Origin of the sequence: Agrobacterium sp. ST15.13.013 (assembly GCF_027956525.1) — a bacterium.
GTDB classification, from domain to species: Bacteria; Pseudomonadota; Alphaproteobacteria; order Rhizobiales; family Rhizobiaceae; genus Agrobacterium; species Agrobacterium salinitolerans.
Genome location: NZ_JAQKGP010000028.1, coordinates 33,953 through 56,803 on the forward strand (window position 1 = coordinate 33,953; position 22,851 = coordinate 56,803).

At 58.8% G+C, this 22,851-nt stretch carries 21 protein-coding genes and 2 tRNA genes; 12 read left to right on the plus strand and 11 right to left on the minus strand.

Annotated features, from left to right (window positions below; translation table 11 throughout):
- The first annotated feature begins 158 nt into the window (after positions 1-158).
- From PL597_RS22065 to recJ, 5 genes are all read left to right on the plus strand, one after another.
- Positions 159-1,118: a nucleoside hydrolase gene (locus PL597_RS22065; protein ID WP_271366245.1), complete on the plus strand. Its 960-nt coding sequence runs from the start codon at positions 159-161 to the stop codon at positions 1,116-1,118.
- Between the two features lie 293 nt (positions 1,119-1,411).
- The gene (locus PL597_RS22070) at positions 1,412-2,632 is read left to right on the plus strand and encodes an LL-diaminopimelate aminotransferase (RefSeq protein WP_077982236.1); all 1,221 of its coding nucleotides are present in this window, start codon (positions 1,412-1,414) and stop codon (positions 2,630-2,632) included.
- Between the two features lie 60 nt (positions 2,633-2,692).
- A complete protein-coding gene (locus PL597_RS22075) occupies positions 2,693-4,003 on the plus strand; it encodes a homoserine dehydrogenase (protein ID WP_077982237.1) in 1,311 nt (436 codons plus the stop codon).
- A 186-nt stretch (positions 4,004-4,189) separates the two neighbouring features.
- Entirely contained in the window at positions 4,190-4,414 is a 225-nt protein-coding gene (locus PL597_RS22080) for a hypothetical protein (RefSeq protein ID WP_162520377.1), read from the plus strand.
- 97 nt (positions 4,415-4,511) lie between these two features.
- Positions 4,512-6,320, plus strand: coding sequence for a single-stranded-DNA-specific exonuclease RecJ (recJ, locus tag PL597_RS22085; RefSeq protein WP_416372246.1), 1,809 nt, complete (start codon positions 4,512-4,514; stop codon positions 6,318-6,320).
- Positions 6,321-6,448: 128 nt separating this feature from the next.
- Here the strand turns inward: recJ and PL597_RS22090 are convergent.
- From PL597_RS22090 to PL597_RS22115, 6 genes are all read right to left on the minus strand, one after another.
- Positions 6,449-6,523 (minus strand) — tRNA-Glu (locus tag PL597_RS22090).
- Between the two features lie 449 nt (positions 6,524-6,972).
- Positions 6,973-7,047: transfer RNA gene (locus tag PL597_RS22095), tRNA-Glu, on the minus strand.
- A 303-nt stretch (positions 7,048-7,350) separates the two neighbouring features.
- Positions 7,351-8,124, minus strand: coding sequence for an amino acid ABC transporter ATP-binding protein (locus tag PL597_RS22100; protein ID WP_137410420.1), 774 nt, complete (start codon positions 8,122-8,124; stop codon positions 7,351-7,353).
- Between the two features lie 11 nt (positions 8,125-8,135).
- Entirely contained in the window at positions 8,136-9,293 is a 1,158-nt protein-coding gene (locus PL597_RS22105) for an amino acid ABC transporter permease (protein ID WP_080790695.1), read from the minus strand.
- Between the two features lie 2 nt (positions 9,294-9,295).
- On the minus strand, positions 9,296-10,492 hold the full coding sequence (locus PL597_RS22110) for an amino acid ABC transporter permease (protein ID WP_080790696.1): 1,197 nt from the start codon (positions 10,490-10,492) through the stop codon (positions 9,296-9,298).
- Positions 10,493-10,600: 108 nt separating this feature from the next.
- Positions 10,601-11,623: an amino acid ABC transporter substrate-binding protein gene (locus tag PL597_RS22115; protein ID WP_162520376.1), complete on the minus strand. Its 1,023-nt coding sequence runs from the start codon at positions 11,621-11,623 to the stop codon at positions 10,601-10,603.
- 376 nt (positions 11,624-11,999) lie between these two features.
- Here PL597_RS22115 and PL597_RS22120 point away from each other — a divergent pair, with 376 nt between their 5' ends.
- On the plus strand, positions 12,000-13,187 hold the full coding sequence (locus PL597_RS22120) for a cystathionine beta-lyase (RefSeq protein ID WP_271366247.1): 1,188 nt from the start codon (positions 12,000-12,002) through the stop codon (positions 13,185-13,187).
- A 2-nt stretch (positions 13,188-13,189) separates the two neighbouring features.
- Here PL597_RS22120 and PL597_RS22125 read toward each other — a convergent pair whose 3' ends face one another.
- Positions 13,190-14,371 carry an FAD-dependent monooxygenase gene (locus tag PL597_RS22125; RefSeq protein ID WP_271366248.1) on the minus strand — a complete coding sequence of 394 codons (1,182 nt, stop codon included), beginning with the start codon at positions 14,369-14,371 and terminating at the stop codon, positions 13,190-13,192.
- Between the two features lie 30 nt (positions 14,372-14,401).
- Positions 14,402-14,647 carry a zinc-finger domain-containing protein gene (locus PL597_RS22130; protein ID WP_035261222.1) on the minus strand — a complete coding sequence of 82 codons (246 nt, stop codon included), beginning with the start codon at positions 14,645-14,647 and terminating at the stop codon, positions 14,402-14,404.
- A gap of 170 nt (positions 14,648-14,817) precedes the next feature.
- Here PL597_RS22130 and PL597_RS22135 point away from each other — a divergent pair, with 170 nt between their 5' ends.
- The 3 genes from PL597_RS22135 (at position 14,818) to PL597_RS22145 (ending at position 16,906) form a co-directional block, all read left to right on the plus strand.
- Positions 14,818-15,594 (plus strand): alpha/beta fold hydrolase, encoded by a 777-nt coding sequence (locus PL597_RS22135; RefSeq protein WP_271366249.1) that lies wholly within the window; start codon positions 14,818-14,820, stop codon positions 15,592-15,594.
- Positions 15,595-15,737: 143 nt separating this feature from the next.
- On the plus strand, positions 15,738-16,562 hold the full coding sequence (gene cysE, locus PL597_RS22140) for a serine O-acetyltransferase (RefSeq protein WP_271366250.1): 825 nt from the start codon (positions 15,738-15,740) through the stop codon (positions 16,560-16,562).
- 140 nt (positions 16,563-16,702) lie between these two features.
- Positions 16,703-16,906: a DUF3126 family protein gene (locus PL597_RS22145; RefSeq protein WP_003502851.1), complete on the plus strand. Its 204-nt coding sequence runs from the start codon at positions 16,703-16,705 to the stop codon at positions 16,904-16,906.
- Between the two features lie 79 nt (positions 16,907-16,985).
- On the opposite strand, the gene PL597_RS22150 is transcribed toward PL597_RS22145, so the two are convergent.
- Positions 16,986-18,359, minus strand: coding sequence for a cytochrome P450 (locus PL597_RS22150; RefSeq protein WP_271366251.1), 1,374 nt, complete (start codon positions 18,357-18,359; stop codon positions 16,986-16,988).
- Between the two features lie 115 nt (positions 18,360-18,474).
- Between PL597_RS22150 and PL597_RS22155 the strand changes: the two genes are divergently transcribed.
- Positions 18,475-19,137, plus strand: a complete 663-nt coding sequence (locus PL597_RS22155) for a TetR/AcrR family transcriptional regulator (protein ID WP_271366252.1) — start codon at positions 18,475-18,477, stop codon at positions 19,135-19,137.
- A gap of 88 nt (positions 19,138-19,225) precedes the next feature.
- Here the strand turns inward: PL597_RS22155 and fdhA are convergent, their stop codons facing one another.
- Positions 19,226-20,416, minus strand: coding sequence for a formaldehyde dehydrogenase, glutathione-independent (fdhA, locus tag PL597_RS22160; protein WP_077982915.1), 1,191 nt, complete (start codon positions 20,414-20,416; stop codon positions 19,226-19,228).
- A 319-nt stretch (positions 20,417-20,735) separates the two neighbouring features.
- Here fdhA and PL597_RS22165 point away from each other — a divergent pair, with 319 nt between their 5' ends.
- A complete protein-coding gene (locus tag PL597_RS22165) occupies positions 20,736-21,338 on the plus strand; it encodes a serine O-acetyltransferase (protein WP_271366253.1) in 603 nt (200 codons plus the stop codon).
- Between the two features lie 15 nt (positions 21,339-21,353).
- Here PL597_RS22165 and PL597_RS22170 read toward each other — a convergent pair whose 3' ends face one another.
- Positions 21,354-22,226 (minus strand): ATP-binding protein, encoded by an 873-nt coding sequence (locus PL597_RS22170; protein WP_271366254.1) that lies wholly within the window; start codon positions 22,224-22,226, stop codon positions 21,354-21,356.
- Between the two features lie 206 nt (positions 22,227-22,432).
- Here PL597_RS22170 and yajC point away from each other — a divergent pair, with 206 nt between their 5' ends.
- Positions 22,433-22,780, plus strand: coding sequence for a preprotein translocase subunit YajC (gene yajC / locus PL597_RS22175; protein ID WP_003524964.1), 348 nt, complete (start codon positions 22,433-22,435; stop codon positions 22,778-22,780).
- Positions 22,781-22,851: the final 71 nt, after the last annotated feature.

A 22,851-nucleotide genomic window follows, 5' to 3' on the forward strand; every position in this document is an offset into this window, starting at 1 on the left:
AGAGGGCTTCTTCTTTCACTGAAAAGACTGCCACGCAATATTTTTCTGCATGACATGCCGCTTGCGGGGGGATTGCGGTGTTGCCGCTTATCGTTATGTTTCCGTGGCGCGTCGCCGGAAGAAGCGGATGGCGCTTGAGACATATGGATGAGGACATTATGCATAAAGTGATATTCGATACGGATCCCGGTGTGGACGACGCCATGGCGCTTCTGTTCCTGCATCGTCACCCCGATATCGATCTGATCGGCGTCACCACGGTTTTCGGCAACGCCCCCATCGATATCACCACCCGCAATGCACTCTTTCTCAAACGGGAATGGCAGATGACCGCACCGGTGGCGAGAGGCGCCGGGGTGACCTTCGATCCTGCCCGCAAGGAAGGCCATTGGCCGACCTTCATCCACGGCGAAAACGGCCTCGGCGATATCGATATCCCTGAAACCATCGATCTGCCGCTCGATCCGCGCCCCGCCCATCGCTTTATCATTGAGACGGTGAAGGCCTATCCCGGTGAGGTGACGCTGATCGCGGTCGGCCGCATGACCAATCTGGCGCTGGCACTGCGTGAGGAACCGGATTTCGCCGCGCTGGTCAAGGACGTCATTGTCATGGGCGGCGCCTTCGACATGAACGGCAATGTCTCGCCCGCGGCCGAGGCGAATATTCATGGCGATCCGGAAGCGGCCGACCTTGTCTTTACCGCGCCCTGGCGCGTCACCGTCGTCGGTCTCGACGTGACGACAAAAACCGTGATGACAAGCGCCTTCATGGCTGACATGGCGGAGGCTGGCGGCAAGCCCGTGCAGTTGCTTTCCGACCTGTCGCAGTTCTATATCGATTTCTACAAGACCCGGACCGGCGACGGCATGGTGGTGCATGATAGCTGCGCCTGCGTTTATCTCGTTGCACCGGAACTGTTTACCACCCGCAGCGGCCCGGTGCGCGTCGTCTGCGGCGGACTTGCCGACGGCCAGACGATCCAGAAACCGGATGGCCGGGCTTTTCCGCCGGGCGACTGGGACGGGCATCCGAGCCAGCTTATCTGCACGGATATCGAGCCGGAACGCGTGCTTTCGGTCATCCGTGCGGCAATTGTGAAGGGTGAGCGCGGCTGAAGGGCCGTTCTTGAGCATGGCTTGCCTTGCATTTTCCAAGAATCTGGCGTTATGCAAGTTCCCTGATCATAGTGCGCGATCTGCCTTGCGGGAAGGGCTGCGAAGGCCGAACCGGAAGGACGGGCGGATCACCGTTATGCAGCGTGGGCCGAGAAAAGCCTTGTAGGTTTTCCCGTTCTTTGCGCTACAATGAATAACGCCTGCCGGGTCGGTTCGTGTCGGCGGCGTTTAAAAACAAAAAACGAACCTTCGTTATGGGCCGGTGGAACCGGTCCATTCCCATGAGGAAAGTGATGGAAGAGTTTCACAAGGTCCGGCGTCTGCCGCAATACGTCTTCGAACAGGTCAACCGTTTGAAAGCGAGCGCGCGAGCGGCCGGGGCCGATATCATCGATCTCGGCATGGGCAATCCCGACCTTCCGACTCCGAAGGCCATTGTCGACAAGCTTTGCGAGGTCGTTCAGGATCCGCGCACCCATCGTTATTCCTCGTCCAAGGGCATTCCCGGCCTTCGCCGCGCGCAGGCCGCCTATTATGCCCGCCGTTTCGGCGTCAAGCTGAACCCCGATACACAGGTCGTCGCGACCCTCGGCTCCAAGGAAGGCTTCGCCAATATGGCGCAGGCCATCACCGCGCCGGGTGACGTGATCCTGTGTCCGAACCCCACCTATCCGATCCATGCCTTCGGCTTCCTGATGGCGGGCGGCGTTATCCGTTCGATGAATGTCGAGCCGGATGACAGCTTCTTCGGACCGTTGGAGCGCGCGGTGCGCCACTCCATTCCCAAACCGCTGGCGCTGATCGTCAATTATCCTTCGAACCCGACGGCGCATGTCGCCTCGCTCGATTTCTACAAGGACGTGATCGCTTTTGCGAAGAAGCACGAGATTATCGTGCTGTCCGACCTTGCCTATTCGGAAATCTATTTCGACGACAACAATCCGCCGCCTTCGGTTCTCGAAGTTCCCGGCGCAATCGACGTTGCGGTGGAATTCACCTCCATGTCTAAGACCTTCTCCATGCCCGGCTGGCGCATGGGCTTTGCCGTCGGCAACGAGCGTCTGATCGCGGCGCTGACGCGGGTGAAGTCCTATCTCGATTACGGCGCCTTCACGCCGATCCAGGTTGCGGCGACGCATGCGCTGAATGGCGACGGCTCCGACATCGCGGAAGTGCGCAGCGTTTATCGCCGCCGCCGCGACGTCATGGTCGACACGTTCGGCAAGGCCGGTTTCGAGGTTCCGCCGCCGGCGGCGACCATGTTCGCCTGGGCGAAAATCCCGGAAAAATTCCGCCATCTCGGCAGCCTGGAATTCTCCAAGCTTCTGGTCGAGAAGGCAGATATCGCCGTTGCTCCCGGCATCGGCTTTGGCGAAATGGGCGATGATTACGTCCGTCTCGCGCTCGTGGAAAACGAGCATCGAATTCGTCAGGCAGCGCGCAATCTGAAGCGTTTCCTGTCGAGCGCAGACGAAACGATGCACAATGTCGTTTCGCTGAACGCCCACAGATAAGGGCAACCGAAGGCGGCCGGGCCTCGGCCGCCACCATCACCAGCAATCAGGAACATACCCATGGCAGATTCATTGAGAATCGGCATAGCGGGGCTCGGCACTGTCGGCGCTTCGCTCGTGCGCATCCTCCAGCAGAGAAGCAACGAACTTGCGATTACCTGCGGACGCGCGATTGAGATTATTGCGGTGAGCGCGCGCGATCGTTCGCGCGATCGCGGCATTGATCTCAAGGGTATTACCTGGTTCGACACGCCGGAGCAGATGGCGAGCGAAGCCGATATCGACGTGTTCGTCGAACTGGTCGGCGGCGCTTCCGGCCAGGCGGAAAATGCGGTGCGCGCCGCACTTGCACGCGGTCTCCATGTGGTGACAGCCAACAAGGCGCTGCTGGCCAAGCACGGCGTCGAACTGGCGACCCTTGCCGAAGACAAGGGCGCGCTGCTGAACTTCGAAGCGGCGGTGGCCGGCGGTATCCCCGTCATCAAGGCGCTGCGTGAGTCTCTCACCGGCAACCATGTGTCGCGCATCTACGGCATCATGAACGGCACCTGCAACTACATCCTGACCAAGATGGAGAAGGAAGGGCTGTCCTTTGAGGCGTGCCTGAAAGAAGCGCAGCGGCTGGGTTATGCCGAAGCCGATCCGGCTTTCGATATCGAGGGCAACGATACAGCCCACAAGCTTGCCATTCTGACAACGCTTGCCTTCGGCAACAAGATTTCGGCCGACGATATCTATCTGGAAGGCATCACCAATATTTCCAGCGAGGACATTCAGGCGGCCGCCGAGCTCGGTTATCGCATCAAGCTTCTCGGTGTGGCGCAGGTGACCGAATCCGGTATCGAGCAGCGGGTGCATCCGACCATGGTGCCGCTCGATTCTGTTATTGCGCAGGTTGATGGCGTCACCAATGCGGTGGCGATCGAATCCGACATTCTCGGGGAATTGCTGATGGTTGGCCCGGGTGCGGGCGGCAACGCCACGGCGTCTGCCGTACTGGGCGACATTGCCGATATCGCCAAGAGCCGTCCGGGTGCCCAGCAGGTGCCGGTTCTCGGCCGTCCGGCGAAATCGCTGACGGAATATCGTCGCGCCAAGATGAAGAGCCATGAGGGCGGTTACTTCATCCGTCTGACGGTGAAGGATCAGGCGGGCGTCTTCGCCTCCATCGCCACCCGCATGGCGGACAATAACATCTCGCTCGAATCCATCGTGCAACGCCAGCGCGTGCATGTGGAAGGCGCGCCGCAGACCATCATCCTCGTTACCCATGCGACGATGGAAGATGCGATCCGCAAGGCGGTGAAGGCGATCAAGAACGAGAAATATCTGGTCAGCGAGCCGCAGGTCATCCGCATCGAGCGGACCTGAGACGCTTCATTATTTTGATGACATCAAAAGCCGCGCTTCCAGATGGAGGCGCGGTTTTTCGTTGTATTGCAGCCGGCATCACGCCGGTCGTCGGGCACCCATAAAATTTGAGGGGAAGGCATCGGAAACGCTGGAAAACAAGGCGATTCGGCACTATGGTCAATCCGTTCACCAAGCGAGGGAGGCGTGGCCGTGACATCGATCATCCTGTTCAAGGACAATAAGCGCGCAGGTGTTGCAGCCGCCCATCACCGAGCGCGGCCTCACAATGCCAACGACAATATTCGCAGCATGGAATTCGACATGGGGGAGCATGAGCGCAATTGGTGTTCGCTCGCGGTCTTTTCGTTGCTGCTGCTGGTCGGCGCCCTTTCAATCGTCAGCCCGTTTTTCTCGATTTTTTCGGTGTGACTCCGTCAAGGCGCGTTTTTGCTTGAAAAACACGCCTTCGCCATTTAGCCCGTTCTAACCAAGGCGCGGAACGCGCATGAGAAGATGAAGGGACAGGATGGCAATGTTGGAGCCGGCCGATACCGTGGCCCGCGCATTTCTAAGCGTGGAGCGGTCGGCGACAGAACAGCGCTGGGTATCGCGGCTGGATCAGGCCGGGCAGAACCGCGCGCTGGCGATGTCTCAGGTCCATGGGATTCCCGAATTGATTGCGCGGGTGCTGGCCGGGCGCGGCGTGGGCGTCGATGACGCTTTGGCGTTCCTCGATCCGACCATTCGTTCGCTGATGCCCGATCCGCATATGCTGACCGATTGCGAAAAGGCCGCCGAAAGGCTGGTGCGTGCCATCGAGACCGGCGAGAAGGTGGCGATCTTCGGCGATTACGACGTTGATGGCGCTGCCTCTTCGGCGCTGATGTATCGCTTTCTCGCGCATTTCGAGTTGATGCCGGAAATCTATATTCCCGACCGCATTTTTGAAGGGTACGGGCCGAACCCGGCGGCAATGCAGCAGCTGGCCGCCAATGGCGCGACGCTAATTGTGACCGTCGACTGCGGTTCCACCAGTCATGAGTCGCTTCAGGCCGCAAAGGACGCCGGAACGGATGTGGTGGTGATCGACCACCATCAGGTCGGCACGGAACTGCCGCCAGCGGTGGCGCTGGTCAATCCCAATCGCGAGGACGATCTGTCGGGGCAGGGGCATCTCTGTGCCGCCGGTGTGGTGTTTCTGGTGCTGGTGGCCACGTTGCGGCTGCTGAAGGACAGACACAACCGGCGGGCCTTTACGCTCGACCTCCTGTCGCTGCTTGATATCGTCGCGCTTGCGACGGTCTGCGACGTGGTGCCGCTGAAGGGGCTGAACCGCGCTTATGTGGTGAAGGGGCTGATTGCCGCACGGCACATGAACAATGCGGGACTTGCGGCGCTGTTCAAGAAGGCGGGGCTTGGTGGGCCTGTCACCCCCTATCATTTCGGTTTCCTGATCGGGCCGCGCATCAATGCCGGCGGACGCATCGGCGATGCCGCGCTTGGCAGTCGTTTGTTGACCATCGATGATTCCTCGCAGGCCGAGGTCATTGCCGAGCGGCTGGATGAGCTGAACCGCGAGCGGCAGGCCATGGAAGCGGCGATGCTGGCGGAGGCGGAAGCCGAGGCGCTGTTCGAATATGGCGACGGGTCTGGCGCCGGCGTCATCGTCACCGCTCGCGAGAACTGGCATCCGGGCATTGTCGGCCTGCTGGCCTCGCGTCTGAAGGATCGTTTCCGTCGTCCAGCCTTCGCCATTGCCTTCGATCCCTCCGGCAAGGGCACCGGCTCGGGTCGCTCGATCAACGGCTTCGATATGGGGCGCATGGTGCGCGCCGCCGTGGAGGCTGGGTTGCTGGTCAAGGGCGGCGGCCATGCCATGGCGGCCGGACTGACGGTGGAGCGCGCCAATCTCGGCAAGCTCAGGACTTTCTTTGAAGAAGCGGCCGCAAAGACGGTGAACGAGCTGGTGCAAAGCAGCGTGCTGAAGATCGATGGCGCCATCGGCGCATCAGGCGCGACATTGCAGCTTGTCGACCAGCTGGAACAGGCCGGTCCTTATGGTTCGGGCCATTCGCAGCCGGTTTTTGCCGTGCCGGCGCATCGCCTGCGCGATGTAAGGCTTGTGGGCGCAGCGCACGTCAAAATCACGCTGGAGGCCATGGATGGCTCGCGGCTGGACGGCATCGCGTTTCGCGCCGCAGAAGCGCCTCTGGGGCAGATGCTAATGAATGCACGCGGCAGGAACATTCACGTCGCAGGCACCGTGGGGGCCGATCTCTGGCAGGGCCAGAGGCGTGTGCAGCTGCGCGTACTGGACGCGGCTTTCGCACCCTGACGGGGCTGCGGATCAAACTTCCATTTTATGGGAAAAGCTTACTGACCGCCGGAAACGGTATGCGTCTTCATTCTCACGCATCGCGTGAAAATTCTAATGCAGATCACTGATTTTCAAGGAAAAGCAAGTGGCACGCCCTAGGGGAGTCGAACCCCTCTTTTCAGAATGAAAATCTGACGTCCTAACCGATAGACGAAGGGCGCGTGCGCTTGTGGTGTGGCGCCCTTATAGTCAGGCTCCCGTTGCTCCGCAAGCGGAAAAATCGATTTTTCTCGCTTCGTGACGAGTTTTTTTATGGACGCCGGAAAGGCTGTGGAAAACTGCGCTGGAACCGGCCAAGGCCTTGAAATATCGCCGCTATCGCGGCGCGTCGGCAATGCCTTCATGCCTCGTGGAAGGCCCGGGGAGCGTTTTTCCAACCCTTAGCTGGCATCTGCTGCTCGCCAGACAGAACCGCGCTGTGATTTGGCTGAAAGGGGAAAGGCAAGCGGGTCGATTTGCCTGTTGGCGTTTCGGCCAGCTTGCCTTCCATCGGGGGGACAGCATTCTAACGTGCTCGGCGGGAATCGGTTCCGCTGCATTGATCGCGCGTAGCGATTTTGCGAACTGACGCGGTGCACCTACATTTTGAAGAGGAAAACACGAAGGCAAGTGGCACGCCCTAGGGGAGTCGAACCCCTCTTTTCAGAATGAAAATCTGACGTCCTAACCGATAGACGAAGGGCGCGTGCGCTTGTGGTGTGGCGCCCTTATAGTCAGGCTCCTGAAGGTCTGCAAGCGGAAAAATGCATGATTTGACAAAAAAATGACATGGGCCACCAGAACCCCTGGAAAACAAGGATTCTCGTTTCGTAACAATTGGTTAAACTGCGATGTCGAGCGTATTTTTGTGCTCTTGGCGCTTCGAGAGCGGTGGAATCACAAAATCGAAATCGTCGCGCTCGTGCATGGAGATAAAGATTTCAGCAGATCTCCAGAAACGAAAACGGGGCCGAAACGGCCCCGCTCGATATACGTGTCGATTGCAGTCTCAGTGCAAAATCTGGCTGAGGAACAGCCGGGTGCGCTCATGCTGCGGATTGTCGAAGAATTCGGCGGGCGAATTCTGTTCGACGATCTGGCCCTGGTCCATGAAGATGACGCGGTTTGCGACCTGACGGGCAAAGCCCATTTCGTGGGTTACGCATAGCATGGTCATACCGTCTTCGGCGAGGCTGACCATGGTGTCGAGCACTTCTTTCACCATTTCCGGGTCGAGCGCCGAGGTCGGCTCGTCAAACAGCATAATCTTCGGCTTCATGCAGAGCGAGCGGGCAATCGCCACGCGCTGCTGCTGGCCGCCGGACAGCTGGCCGGGATACTTATTCGCCTGCTCGGGGATCTTGACGCGCGTCAGATAGTGCATCGCCACTTCTTCGGCTTCCTTCTTGGGCATCTTGCGAACCCAGATTGGCGCCAGCGTGCAGTTTTCAAGGATCGTCAGATGCGGGAAGAGGTTGAAGTGCTGGAACACCATGCCGACTTCACGACGCACTTCATCGATCTTCTTGAGATCGTTGGTGAGTTCTATTCCGTCGACATTGATCGTACCTGACTGATGTTCTTCCAGCCGGTTGATGCAGCGGATCATGGTGGACTTGCCCGAGCCCGAAGGGCCGGCGATGACGATGCGCTCGCCTTTCATGACCTTCAGGTTGATATCGCGCAGCACGTGGAAGTCGCCATACCACTTGTTCATGCCGATGAGTTCTATCGCCACGTCCGTAGTCGAGACGGCCAGTTCTTTTGCTTGGGTTTCTGCCATTTGAGCGTCCCTTATCGTTTATGCCCGGTGTCGAGGTGCCGTTCCATGAACAGCGAATAACGCGACATGCCGAAGCAGAATATCCAGAATACGAAGCCTGCGAAAATATAGCCAGTCATGGCGGTGACGGGCGTGGCCCAGTTCGCATCCGATTGGTTGAGTGTGACAATACCGAGCAGGTCGAACATGCCGATGATCGAGACCAGCGACGTATCCTTGAACAGCCCGATGAAGGTGTTGACGATGCCCGGAATGACAAGCTTCAGCGCCTGCGGCAGCACGATCAGCCTCGTTTTCTGCCAGTAATTCAGGCCGAGCGAGTCAGCGCCTTCATATTGTCCCTTCGGAATGGCCTGCAGGCCGCCGCGGATCACCTCCGCCATATAGGCCGAGGAGAACAGCGACACGCCGACGAGCGCGCGCAGGAACTTGTCGAAGGTCCAGCCGTCGGGCAGGAACAAAGGCAGCATGATGCTGGCGAAGAACAGGACGGTGATCAGCGGAATGCCTCTGATGACTTCGATGAAGAGCACGCAGAGCATCTTGATCACCGGCATGTTGCAGCGCCGGCCGAGCGCCAGAAGAATGCCGAAGGGCAGTGACACCGTGATCCCGAAGAATGACAGGATGAGCGTCACCATCAGGCCGCCCCAGAGCTGCGTTTCGACCACAGGCAGGCCGAAGACGCCGCCGATGAGCAGGAAAAATGCAATGAAGGGCAGGATGATGAAAAGCGCCAGCGCATTCAGTCGCTTGAACGGCGCTTTTGGAATCAGCATCGGTATCAGGAGGATGGCGAAGGTCACCATCACCAGGATGGGACGCCAGCGTTCGTCGATCGGATAGCGGCCGAAGACGAATTGTCCGAGCTTCGCCGAAACGAAAGCCCAGCACGCACCGGACTGGCCGTCCGGCAGCGCGCCGCCCTGCGAAGCGGTCAGGCAGGCGATACGATCGCTGCCGGTCCATACCGCGTCGATGAACAGCCAATCGATAATCGGTGGCACAATATAGGCCAGCAGAGCGATGGCAATGACGGTGAAAACCGTATCCTTGGGCGTGGCGAAGAGTTTGGTGCGCAGCCAATGCGTTACCCCGACCGCGCTGGATGGCGCGGGGCGGGCTTCTTCAATGGTCTGTCGCACGAAGGCTTGGTTGCTGATCGTCATCGTCATCTCTCCACCAGGGCCATTTTCGCGTTGAACCAGTTCATGACCACGGCCGTGAGCAGGGACAGCGAGAGATAGATGACCAGCCAGATTGCAACGATTTCAACCGCCTGACCCGTCTGGTTCAGGATCGTGCCGCCAACCGAGACGATGTCGGCGAAACCGACGGCGACTGCGAGTGACGAGTTCTTGGTCAGATTGAGATACTGGCTCGTCAGCGGCGGGATGATGATGCGCATCGCCTGCGGAACGACGATCAGGCGCGTCGTGGTGCTGGCGCGAAGTCCCAGTGCATCCGCAGCTTCCGTCTGCCCCTTCGCCACGGCCTTGATGCCGCCGCGAACGATTTCGGCGATAAAGGAGGCGGTATAGAAGGAGAGCGCCAGGAACAGCGACATGAATTCAGGTGCGACGACCGCGCCCCCGGTGAGATTGAACCGTCCGGCAATCGGATAGTCGAATGTCAGCGGTGCGCCAAGCGCCAGAAATGTGGCCAGCGGCAGGCCGATGATGAGAAGCGTCGCCGTTATTCCGGTGCGGAACTGCTGCCCGGTTCTCTCCTGTCTGGCTTTCGCCCAGCGATAAACGAAGAAGCTGAGGACAATGGCGACGAGAAAGGCCAGCGGCACGAGCCAGGTGCCTTCTCCCCACAACGGCTTGGGAAAGAAGAAGCCGCGATTGTTGAGGTAGGTTCCGAGTGGAAGTTCCAGCGATTCGCGCGCCTGCGGCAGAACCGAGATGACGCCCTTGTACCAGAAAAAGATGACGAGCAGCGGCGGGATGTTGCGGAAAATTTCCACATAGGCCTGCGCGAGTTTCGAAATCAGCCAGTTGTTGGACAGCCGGGCGATGCCGACGATGAAACCGATGATCGAGGCGGCGATGATGCCGAAAAACGCAACCTGGATCGTGTTGAGAATGCCAACGAGCAATGCCCGGCCATAGGTCGCATCGCTGGTATAAGCGATCAGCGACTGGCCGATATCGAAACCGGCTCTTCCATCGAGGAAGCCGAAGCCGGACGAGATGTTTGACCGTTGAAGATTGGTGATCGTATTCGTCACGATGATCCAGACGAAAGCGGCCAGGACGACGACTGTCAGGACCTGATAAAAAATGCCGCGTATGCGTGGATCGTAGATAAATGACGACGCGCTTTGCGCGCGCGATCGTTGCGAACTGACCGCGTTGCCTGCCATAGGCACCTTTCCCTTTTATATGCTCTTTGCGAGCTTATTTATATAATTTGAAGCGGAGGCCGGGCGTTGCCCAGCCTCCTTATATGATCTAGCCGGTAATGGGGCCGATCAACGGACCGGCGGTGCGTATTGCAGGCCGCCCTTGGTCCACAGCGCGTTCTGGCCACGCTCGATCTTCAGCGGAGAGCCTGCGCCGACGTTGCGGTCGAAGACTTCGCCGTAGTTGCCCACCAGCTTGATGATGTTGTAGGCCCAGTCGTTGGTCACGCCGAGATCAGTGCCGATCTTGGTGCCTTCTTCCGTGCCGAGCAGGCGCTTCACGTCCGGATTGGCGCTGTTCTTCTGCTCATCGACATTCTTGGAGGTGACGCCAAGCTCTTCGGCGTTGACCATCGCATAGTGAACCCAGGTCACGATGTCGAACCACTGGTCGTCACCCTGGCGAACGGCCGGGCCAAGCGGTTCCTTGGAGATGACTTCCGGCAGAACGATGTTTTCTTCCGGGTTCTTCAGCTTCAGACGGATGGCGTAAAGACCCGACTGGTCGGTGGTGTAGACGTCGCAACGACCGGAATCATAGGCAGACGTCGCGTCGGATTCCTTTTCGAAAACGACCGGGTTGTACTGCAGATTGTTGGTCTTGAAGTAGTCGGCCAGGTTGAGCTCGGTGGTCGTGCCGGTCTGAACGCAGACGGCGGCGCCGGAGAGTTCAAGAGCGGACTTCACGTTGAGGCCCTTCTTGGCGATGAAGCCTTGGCCGTCATAATAGTTGACGGTGCGGAAGTTGAAGCCCAGCGACGTATCGCGGCTGATCGTCCAGGTGGTGTTACGGGTCAGAACATCGACTTCACCGGACTGGAGAGCCGGGAAGCGGTCCTTGCTCGAAAGGGCGACAAACTTGGCTTTCGAAGGATCACCGAAAACCGCGGTGGCGATACCACGGCAATAGTCAACGTCGATACCGGACCATTCACCCTTGTCATCGGGATTGGAAAATCCCGGAATGCCAGCACTAACGCCGCACGTGACGAAACCTTTCGACTTGACATCCTGAAGCGTCGCAGCCGAAGCGACCGAGGCTCCTCCCAAAACTGCTGCGCCGATGGCGGCTGACAGAATTGCCTTTTTCATTTTTCCCAACCTTTGTTTGTTATCGTCACTTGGAAGAGGACCGGCATATTTATTTTCCCCAGCTCCCCCTTCAGCGAGATCTTTTTCGATCCGCTCTTTCTATCACAATCGCAATTGGCAGCGGGGTCAAGACGTGCGGGCAATAATTGTGCCTATAAAACGGAATTTTCCAAATTTTGGTCGGGAAGTGTGCAAAGGGTGAAAATATAAGCATATTTTTGCGGAAATTTGCACTTGCACAGTATTTGCATACTTCTTGTATTCTGGTCGGCGACGGGTCGCTTCCACCCGTTCTGGCGTCCCAGCCGGACTTGACCTTGCGTTGCACTCTTAGCATTGTCGAACGCGTCAATGTTCCTTCGAAAGTTGATCTGAAATGACCAAGACAAATGACCTGCTTTCCGCCGCAGGTGTGAATACGCGCCTGGCCCACGGCGGCAACGATCCCGCCGACTGTTTCGGTTTCGTCAATCCGCCCATCGTGCGTGGCTCGACTGTGCTTTTTCCCGACGCGGAGACGCTCTCGACCGAAAACCAGAAATACACCTATGGCACCCACGGCACGCCGACGACGGATGCCTTGTGCAATCTCGTCAACGAACTGGAAGGTTCGTTCGGAACTATCCTTGTGCCTTCGGGTCTTGCGGCCATTACCGTGCCATTCCTTGCCTATCTCGCCGCCGGTGACCATGCGCTGATCGTCGATTCCGTCTATTTCCCGACGCGCCGTTTCTGCAATACGATGCTGAAAAAGCTGGGTGTCGAGGTGGAATATTACGACCCGGCAATCGGGGAGGGCATAGAGGCTCTCATCCGGCCGAACACCAAGCTGGTGCATCTGGAAGCGCCGGGCTCCAACACCTTCGAGATTCAGGATGTCAGGCTGATCGCGGATATCGCTCACCGGCATGATTGTGTGGTGACGATGGACAATACCTGGGCGACGCCGCTTTATTTCAAGCCGCTCGATTTCGGCGTCGATGTCTCCATTCACGCCGCCACCAAATATCCTTCGGGCCATTCGGATGTGCTGATGGGTTTCGTTTCGGCCAATGAAAAGCACTGGAAGGCGCTTGATCAGGCCAATGCCAATCTGGGCATCTGCGTTACCTCTGACGATGCCTACCAGATCCTGCGCGGCATGCGCACCATGGGAATCAGGCTGGCGCACCATCAGAAAAGCGCGCTCGATATCGCCACATGGCTGGAGAGCCGTGACGACGTTGTTCGTGTACTGCATCCGGCGCTGCCGAGTTTTGCAGGGCACGAACTCTGGAAGCGCGACTTCAAGGGCGCAAGCGGTGTTTTCTCCTTTGTGCTGAAGGCGGAGGAAGGCAAATACAAGCAGGCGGCGGCCGCTTTCCTCAATGCGCTGACCTTCTTCGGGCTCGGCTATTCCTGGGGCGGCTACGAATCGCTTGCCGTGTCGGTATCGCTCATCGACAGGACGATTGCGAAGGGTCCGTCGGAAGGACCGGTTATCCGCCTGCAGATCGGGCTCGAGGATATCGCCGATCTCAAGAAGGACCTCGAGGCCGGGTTTGTGGCTGCGGCCGGGATTTAACCTCAGCCTTTGGCGCGGTAGCCGTAGAGCCAGTCGAAATCCTTCAGGAAGGCGTCGGTGGGGCGCGTGGAAAACACGAAGTCCCGCGCAATACGCACCGGGCCTGTGGCGTGATAGGCAAAACGGTTGAGGGAGGCCCGCTTGCGGGCCTTTTCTATGCGCGGCAGGCGCAGGCCCTCAAAGCCGGCAAGGGCCTGCGGCAAGGGCAGGGGCTTTTCGGCATTACCGCCTGCCGTCGCCCACGCAAGTTCAAACGCATCCTCTATCGCCATCGCGGCGCCCTGCGCGGCGAAGGGCATCATGGCATGCGCCGCATCGCCGATCAGCACCGTGTCACGGCCATTATGCCAGCGGCCGGGGCCGGCCTGATAGAGCGGCCAGAAGGTCGGATTTTCAGACGAATCGAGCAATCGGACGATATCCGGGCTGAAGCCGCGAAACTGTTCCAGCAGCATGGCTTTCTGCCGCCCGCCCGATTCCGCCCGCCAGGTTGCGCCCGGGTCGGCGCCGAGCGCGATGGCGACAATGTTGAAGCCGCCGACTTCCTTCAGCGGATAAGCGACGATATGGCCGCCGGAGCCGAGATAGGCGGTCACGGCGCTTTTGTTGATGGCTGACGGCACATCGTTTGCGGCGACCGTGAAGCGCCAGGCAATATTGCCGGAGAAGGTGGCTGCGGGGGCGGAAGGGACCGCGAAACGCGCCGCCGACCAGACGCCGTCCGCGCCGACGATCAGGTCATGGTCACGGAAGGTGGTTGCGGCAATCACGTCCACCGTCGCGTTTTCGATGCGCTTGCCGAGATGAAGGCGGCAGAGCGGGTTTCGTGTCACCGCCTGGAAAAGTGCATTCTGCAGCGTCGAGCGGTGCAGTACGCCGTAGGGTGCGCCCCAGCGGCTGCGGGCCACCGCGCCCATCGGCAGGGAGAGCAGCGTGGCCAGCGATTTTCCGGAGGCGAGTTCGACGCTGAGAGGTTCGGTCCAGCGCGCCTCGATATCAGGCAGTACCCCAAGCGTGTCGAGAATGCGGGCGGCATTGGGCGAGAGTTGCAGGCCGGCGCCCACTTCCGTTAGCTCACCGGCCTGCTCGATGATGTCACAGTCGATCCCGTAACGGGCAAAAGACAGGGCAGCGGTGAGACCGGCGATGCCGGCACCGACAATGGCTACGGATTTGATGGGCATTGGTGCGCCCCGATCAGGAAAAGTGGAAGGTCAGGCGGCCTTCACATGGAAGACGCAGCCCGGAGGATTGGTCTGCTCGGCCTTCAGCGACGGATTGTACCGGTAAAGGGTGGAGCAGTAGGAACAGACCTTCTCATTGTCGTCGCCCATATCGATGAAGATATGCGGGTGATCGTAGGGCACGGATGCGCCGGTGCACATGAATTCCTTGACGCCGATCTCGATCATGCGGTGTCCGCCGTCGTTCTGGAAGTGGGGAATGGAATGCCCGGCCATGTTCGTCTCCAAATGCAATATCGTTATCGAGCCGCAATCCGTCTTCTCGCATCGGCTCGTCGTTGCGGATATGTAGCCTCAAACGCATTGCATCTCCATAAAAATCGTCAGCAAAACATGTTCAATCTTGTGCTTTCCTGCCATATGGTCCGGCAAAAAGGATGTCCTTGATGAATCTCAACACGCCGCAATTTTCCGATTTTTCCCATGACGGTCTTCGCCTTGCCTATTTCGATGAGGGCGATCCGGCGGGCGATCCGGTCTTGTTGATCCATGGTTTTGCCTCCAGCGCCAATGTCAACTGGGTGCATCCCGGCTGGGTGAAGACGCTGGGCGAGGCCGGTTACCGGGTGATCGCCATCGATAATCGCGGCCATGGCGCCAGCGACAAGCCGCATGATCCGCAAGCCTATTATCCGCCCGAGATGGCAGGGGATGCGGTGGCGCTGCTCAATCATCTCGGCATCGCGGAAGCGCATGTGATGGGCTATTCCATGGGTGCGCGGATTTCCGCCTTTCTGGCGATGGTACATCCGGAGCGCGTGCGGTCGCTGGTCTTCGGCGGGCTCGGCATCGGCATGGTGGAAGGTGTGGGCGACTGGGATCCGATTGCCGAGGCGCTTCTCGCACCTTCGCTCGATGTCGTCACCCATGAGCGCGGCCGCATGTTCCGAGCTTTTGCTGACCAGACGAAAAGCGACCGGCTTGCGCTTGCCGCCTGTATCGAGACGTCCCGGGTTCTCGTCACCCGCGAACAGGCGGCAAAGATCGATGCGCCAACGCTGATCGCGGTTGGAACGAAGGACGATATTGCCGGTTCCGGTACGGAGCTTGCCGCGATCATGCCGCATGCGCGGGCGATCGACATTCCCGGCCGCGACCACATGCTGGCCGTCGGCGACCGGGTGTTCAAGGCGGCGGTGCTGGAATTTTACCGCTCGCTTTGAGCGGGCGCGGCAAGAAACGTTTTTTCATGCTGCATGAAGAAAAACTGAAGCCTTGCCGCCTTTAAAGTCGTCATTCGAATCCCATTTCTAATGCACGTCTTTTTCTGTATAAAGAACGACCACTGCAAACGAGGAGACCATTCATGGTCGCACGTACCGAGGCCCGTCAGCCGGAACAGCTGGCGATCGTCGATCCCATCTGGGGCAGCCTGCTCAATGAAGCTCGAAGTGCTGCGGCACAGGATCCGCTGCTTTCGGCCTTTCTTTATTCGACGATCCTCAATCACCGGTCTCTCGAAGAATGCGTGATCTACCGCATCTGCGAACTCCTCGATCATCCCGACATGCAGGCCGTGCTGCTGCGCCAGACCTTCCAGGACATGCTGGATGACTGGCCGGAATGGGGAAGCGTGCTGCGCGTCGACATTCAGGCCGTTTACGACCGCGACCCCGCCTGCACGCGCTTCATGGAGCCGCTCCTCTATTTCAAGGGGTTCCAGGCCATCCAGACCCACAGGCTCGCCCATTGGCTGCTGCAAAAGGGCCGCAGGGATTTTGCGCTTTATCTGCAGAGCCGCTCATCGAGTATCTTCCAGACCGATATCAATCCGGCCGCGCGCATCGGCAAGGGCATTTTCCTCGACCATGCCACCGGGCTGGTGGTCGGCGAGACGGCGGTGATCGGTGACAACGTCTCCATCCTCCACGGCGTCACGCTCGGCGGCACCGGCAAGGAAGGTGCGGACCGCCACCCGAAGATCGCCAATGGCGTGATGATCGGTGCGGGGGCGAAAATCCTCGGCAATATCGAGATCGGCAGCTGCTCGCGCATTGCCGCCGGTTCGGTGGTGCTGAAACCCGTTCCGCCGAAGACCACGGTTGCCGGCGTGCCGGCGCGGGTGGTGGGAGAAGCAGGGTGTTCGGAACCCTCGCGTCTGATGGACCAGCTTATCGGGGCCGATATCTGACCGGCCCTGTCGCGCTCTGATGGGCCGGCATTTTCACGGTTGTCCGTGTGGAAGACGCGGATGACGTGCCGCTTTCACTTTACTTTGGCCTTTATCCCATGCCAAAAGCGGGCCAACGTGAACCGCACAGGAGAATAGTGGTGAAAGCCGACGAAATCAAAAAACTCGACGCCTATTTCAAGCGCACTTTCAATGAAAAGATGATTGTGAAGGCGCGTCCGCGCAAGGACGATTCCGCCGAAGTGTATCTTGGCGAAGAGTTTCTCGGCGTCGTTTACATCGATGACGAAGACGGCGACCGTTCCTACAACTTCTCCATGGCGATCCTCGACGTCGATCTGTGATCGTCACCATCCGGTGACGGATGAGTTTCGCATTCAATGAAACAGTCGCCCGTGGTGGTTACACCGCGGGCGATTTGTTTTAACGCTCTGTGATCTGCATCATCAGCCGCTCCTGCGGCCTCAATGTCACCCGCATCAGCGGTTCCGCCGACGCAGTGGTTTTGTTTTCGAGATGGTTCGTCTGAAGGATGACGGCAAGGATCGCCACGGCCTCCATCATCGCGAACGCATTGCCGATGCAGACACGCGGCCCGGCGCCAAACGGCATATAGGCGTATCGGTGGCGCGCCTTCACCTTCTCGGGTTCAAAACGTGACGGATCGAAGCGTTCGGGTTCGTCCCAAAGGGCCGTGTGCCGGTGTACGGCATAAATCGGTACGTACAACACGGCTCCGGCCGGAATGTCATGTTCGCCGAGCCTGAAGTCTTGAAGCGCGGTGCGCGTGATGACGGGGGCAGGCGGGTAAAGCCGCATCGCCTCCGAAAACACCTGTCTGATATAGGTGAGATTGGCGATATGTTCGGCTGCAACCGGCTTGCTGGCGGTGACGGCTTCGATTTCCTCAACCACCTTTCGTTCCACCTCGCGGTTTTGCGATAGAAGGTGAAATGTCCAGGCAAGGCCGAGGGCAGTCGTCTCATGGCCGGCGGTTATGAAAGTCAGCAGATTGTCGATGATATCGGTGTCGTTCATCATGCGGCCGGTTTCCGGGTCCCTGGCTTCCAGCAACATGGAGACGAGATCGGCCCTGTCGGTGGGGTTCTGCCTTCGTCCGGCAATGACTTTTGCAAGGCTGGTGCGCAGGTAATCGACTGCGGCGCGGGCCTTGCGCCGGCCGGGATGCGGCAGCCATTCCGGCGCGCCCAGCATGGCAAGTGCGAAGGTCCAGCCGGTCGGTTTCAGGTAATCGGTGATGCTCTGCTCCACGCGGCCGATATCGATGCCATATCCACCCGACATCATGGTTTCGACGATGATGTCGAAGGTGGTCCGCATCATCTCGTGGCCGATATCGATGTCGGCGGTGGAGGACGAGTGCCAGCGTGTTTGCGTGCGGCGGGCCGTTTCGATCATGACGGGCAGCAATTCCAGCAGCTTTTCATGGCGGAAGGCGGCAGCGACGGATTGCCTTTGCCACCTCCAGTGATCGCCGTCGGCCGTCAGAAGGCCTTGGCCAAGCGCGGGGCCGAGTGCCCGGCGGACATCTTCACCCTTGCCGAGCAGAGCGGCATTCTTCACCAGAGCCTCGTGGATGAGCACGGGATCGGCCAGATGAACCCGCATGATGCCGCCGAGGTGGCTAAAGACCGCGGGTTCGCTGAAAATCTCCGGCGGCAATGCCTTCAACGGATTGCGGATAAGGGAAAGAGCGAGACGCGCCGTGGCGAGTTTCGATACGGATTGCGGTCCGGTCGTATCGGTGGACGGGGTGCGAAGGCCGGTTTCGGTCATCTGCTGGTCCTTTATGCCCGTTGAACAATGGCAACTTGCTGTTAAGGTGTGTACCTTATTTTGAATAATTTAAGGTGATCACCTTAATTTTCAATAGCGGGATGCGATTTCGATAATGAGCAATGATGCGAAACGACCGGCGCGTGCTCGATCCTCCACGCGCGACAGGATTCTGGATACCGCTCTCGACCTCTTCAACGGGCGGGGGCCAGACCGTGTAACGACGGCGGAAATTGCCGGTGCGGTGAAGATCAACGAGGGTAATCTCTATTACCATTTCCGTACAAAGGAATTGCTGGTTCTTGCGCTGTTTGCGCGCTTCGAGGCCGATGCGGTGGCATTGGTCGCGACCGTCGATGGGGCAGATGAGGGGGCGGCGGAAACCTATGCCGGTTTCCTGCGGCAATGGTTCTCGCTGGTGTGGAATTACCGCTTTCTGTTTCGTGACCTCGTCGGTCTGATTGCGCTCGCGCCGGGACTGGTGGAGCCGGTGAGGACGATAAGTGCTGAGATGCGGCTTGCCGTTGGAGACATCGTCGGGCGCATGCAGAAAGCGCGGCTGGTGATTATTCCCGAAAATGAGCGCGATGCGGTTTTGACCAATCTGTGGATCGTCTCGACCTATTGGGCGGCCTATCTCACTCTGCAGGACGGTGTCAGCGAATTTGGACCACAGCAACTAGAGTGGGGCTTGCGGCAGGTCTCCAGCCTGTTCAGGCCTTACCTCTCGGCGGACGCCATTGCCGCGCTCGAAGCGCTTGCCAGAAACGAAGCGTAATATCTCCATTCGGAGACATGGAGATAAAAAACGCCCGCGGCGAGATTGCCGCGGGCGCGTTCATTCCATGGAAGAATTGTCGGCTATATCAGGCTGCCTTTAGCAGATCGCCATGCGGATCAAGCACGAACTTGGTGGCCGCGCCCTGATCGAAGCTTTCATATCCCTGCACGGCATCGTCGAGCGCAATGATCTTGGCGTTGACGATATCGGCAATCGGCAGGCGGTCGTGCAGGATCGCCTGCATGAGCTGGCGGTTGTACTTCAGCACCGGCGTCTGGCCGGTGTGGAAGGATTGCGCCTTTGCCCAGCCGAGGCCGAAGCGCAGCGACAGGGCGCCCTGTTTTGCAGCGTTGTCAACCGCGCCGGGGTCTTCGGTGACGTAAAGCCCGGGAATGCCGATGGAGCCAGCGGCGCGGGTGATTTCCATCATCTGGTTGAGAACGATGGCTGGCTGTTCGCCGCCGGAATGGCCGCGGGCTTCGAAGCCGACGGCGTCGATGGCGCTATCCACCTCGTTGGTGCCGACGATTTCTGCAATCATGTCGCCCAGCCGGTCGCCCTTGGAAAGATCGACGGGTTCAAAACCGACTTTTGCCGCATGGGCGAGACGATCCTTGTTGAAATCGCCGACCATGACAACGGCCGCACCCAGAATGCGGGCGGAGGCGGCGGCAGCAAGGCCGACCGGGCCGGCACCCGCGACATAGACCGTGGAGCCGACGCCGACGCCCGCCTTGACCGCGCCATGGAAGCCGGTCGGCAAAATGTCGGACAGCATGGTGAGGTCGCGGATCTTCGACATCGCCTTGTCGCGATCGGGGAATTTCAGAAGGTTGAAATCGGCATAGGGGATCGTGACATAACGGGCCTGTCCGCCGATCCAGCCGCCCATATCGACATAACCGTAGGCGCCGCCGGCGCGGGCAGGGTTCACGGTCAGGCAGACGCCGGTATCCTGCGACTTGCAGCAGCGGCAACGGCCGCAGGCGACGTTGAATGGCACGGAGACGATGTCGCCGACCTGCAGCATCTCGACGTCGATGCCTTTTTCGATGACTTCGCCGGTGATTTCATGGCCAAGAACGAGGCCCGGCATCGCGGTGGTGCGACCGCGCACCATATGCTGGTCGGAGCCGCAGATATTCGTGGAAATCACCTTGAGAATGACGCCGTGCTCGATGCGGCGGCCATCCGGCGCTTCAAGCTTGGGGTCGTCGATGTCACGGACTTCGACCTGACCCGGCCGCATGTAAACGACGCCTCTATTCCTGCTCATATCCATCTCCTCCGTGGTTTGAACATTGTGCCTGCCGGCTCCTCCACAGGCAGGTGACTCCATGGGCGCAGCAAACCATGTGGCGTGAGATGGGGCGTTCGGGAATACGACACGCGGTGTGGTCGTAACGACAAAAGACGCAGAACTATCCCTCGTCATTCGCTGACGAGTGCACTTCAATCGGCGGCATGGACAGGGTGATCGTCTTCTGTCAAAAATGGATAAAACCAGAAAACTCGCTCGCGGAAGGACCGCGATCCCTCTATAATTTTAATTATATTACAGTTGATAAATTATCGCCTGCTGCCGGAGTTCAGGAATGGCTCTTTTTAAAAGAATTTATATTGCATTATATGTCTCTATCATGGCGCCGCATATCCTTTTACTTCTTTCGGCGAGGCGCGAAAATCCGATATTCAGAGACATCGAGGTATGGAGTGACAGACTTCTCAAGAAGGAGATCAGAAAGCGAACGGACCTCCTCGCAAATTTCGTTGAATTGATGTCTCAAGCACCGGAATTTCGCAGTCTTTTTTATTATCGCTTGCCGAGAGCGCGCTTTTTCAAGTTTCTTTCCCGTCCTGAAAGCACACTTCATATCCATACCCCGTCTATCGGACCCGGTCTTTTTATTCAGCACGGCTTTGCCACAATCATCACCGCGGAGGCGATCGGTGCGGATTGCTGGATCAACCAGCAGGTCACGATTGGCTACGTCGACTCTGCTGGTGCGCCGAAAATCGGCAATAACGTCACAATAAACGCGGGCGCGAAAGTTCTTGGTAACATCGTCGTTGGCAACAACGCCAAAATCGGCGCGAACGCGGTCGTCGTGAAAAACGTACCGGCCGATTGTACTGTCGTCGGTGTCCCCGCCCGGATTATAAGGCGTTCTGGCGCGAGGGTCGAAGAAGCACTGTAGTGGGTGATCGAATTCCTATCTGTCCAACGGTTTTCTGAGGCGGCCGGCGGCGTCCTGAATATATTGCCAGGCGACACGGCCGGAGCGGCCACCACGGGTCGTCGCCCATTCCAGCGCCTCGTGATGCAGGGTCTCTCGGTCCAGTCCAAGATCGAAATGCTCGGCATAGCTGTCGATCATCGTCAGATAGTCTTCCTGGCCACATTTGTGGAAGCCGAGCCACAGGCCGAAACGGTCCGACAGCGACACCTTTTCTTCCACCGCTTCCGAAGGATTGATGGCTGTGGACTGCTCGTTCTCCATCATGTGGCGCGGCAGGAGGTGACGACGGTTGGAGGTCGCATAAAAGAGGACATTGTCGGGCCGTCCTTCAATACCGCCATCCAGCGCCGCCTTCAACGACTTGTAGGCCGTATCATCATGGTCGAAGGAAAGATCATCGCAGAAGACGATGACGCGATGACCTGACGTCTTCAGGATGTCGAGCAAAGCGGGCAGGGTGTGGATGTCCTCGCGGTGCACTTCCACCAGTTTGAGCGAAACGCCGCTCGCCGTGCGCACATCTTCGTGAACGGCCTTGACCAGCGAGGATTTACCCATGCCGCGCGCGCCCCATAAGAGCACGTTATTGGCGGCAAAACCTTCCGCGAAACGCAGCGTGTTTTCGTGAAGAATGTCGCGAACATGGTCGACGCCGCGAATGAGTTTCAGGGCGATGCGGTTGGGGCGGGGAACCGGCTGGATGAAGGAGTTGACCGGGACCCAGACGAAACAATCGGCCGCATTCCAGTCGTTTACGGCGGGCGCCGGCCCGGCCAGACGTTCCACGGCGATGGTGAGCCGGCGCAGTTCTGAAAGAAGCAGGGAGGCCGTTTCTTCTCGAATCATGGTGTTTCTTCCGCTTGTCTGGTGTTCAAAACTCTGTTTTGCGCCCGGCCTAGCATGGCGTTTCAGGCCCATAAAGGTTAAGAGGTCCGGAATCGGTACGGCGTGGGCCCTGCATCTGTTGCAATCCCGGCGTTCCCCACTATATTCCGGCGGCTTGAAAGCTGGGGCGGCATCCAAGGTCGTGCCGTAATTCTGAGGAGTTTTATATGTTCATTAGTCAAGCTTTTGCCCAGGACGCAGCAGGCGGCGCATCGGCCTTCGGTTCCGGCCTTGAAATGCTTTTCCTGTTTGCGCCGCTCATGGTGGTCTGGTACTTTTTCCTTATTCGCCCGCAGCGTGCGCAGATGAAGAAGCGCCAGGAAACGCTGACCAATATTCGCCGCGGCGATCAGGTCGTTCTCGGCGGAGGCATCGTCGGCAAGGTGACCAAGGTCATCGATGACAATGAGCTCGAAGTCGAAATCGCTGAAGGCGTGAAAATCCGTGCCGCCCGCGCCTACATTGCCGAAGTGCGTGTGAAGGGCGAAGTGGTCAAGACGGAAGCCGCTTCCTGATCCTGCCGGATTATCGAATGCCCGATTGCGAATTTTGACGGGTTGCGCGTAGCGCGACCCCAACCCTGACC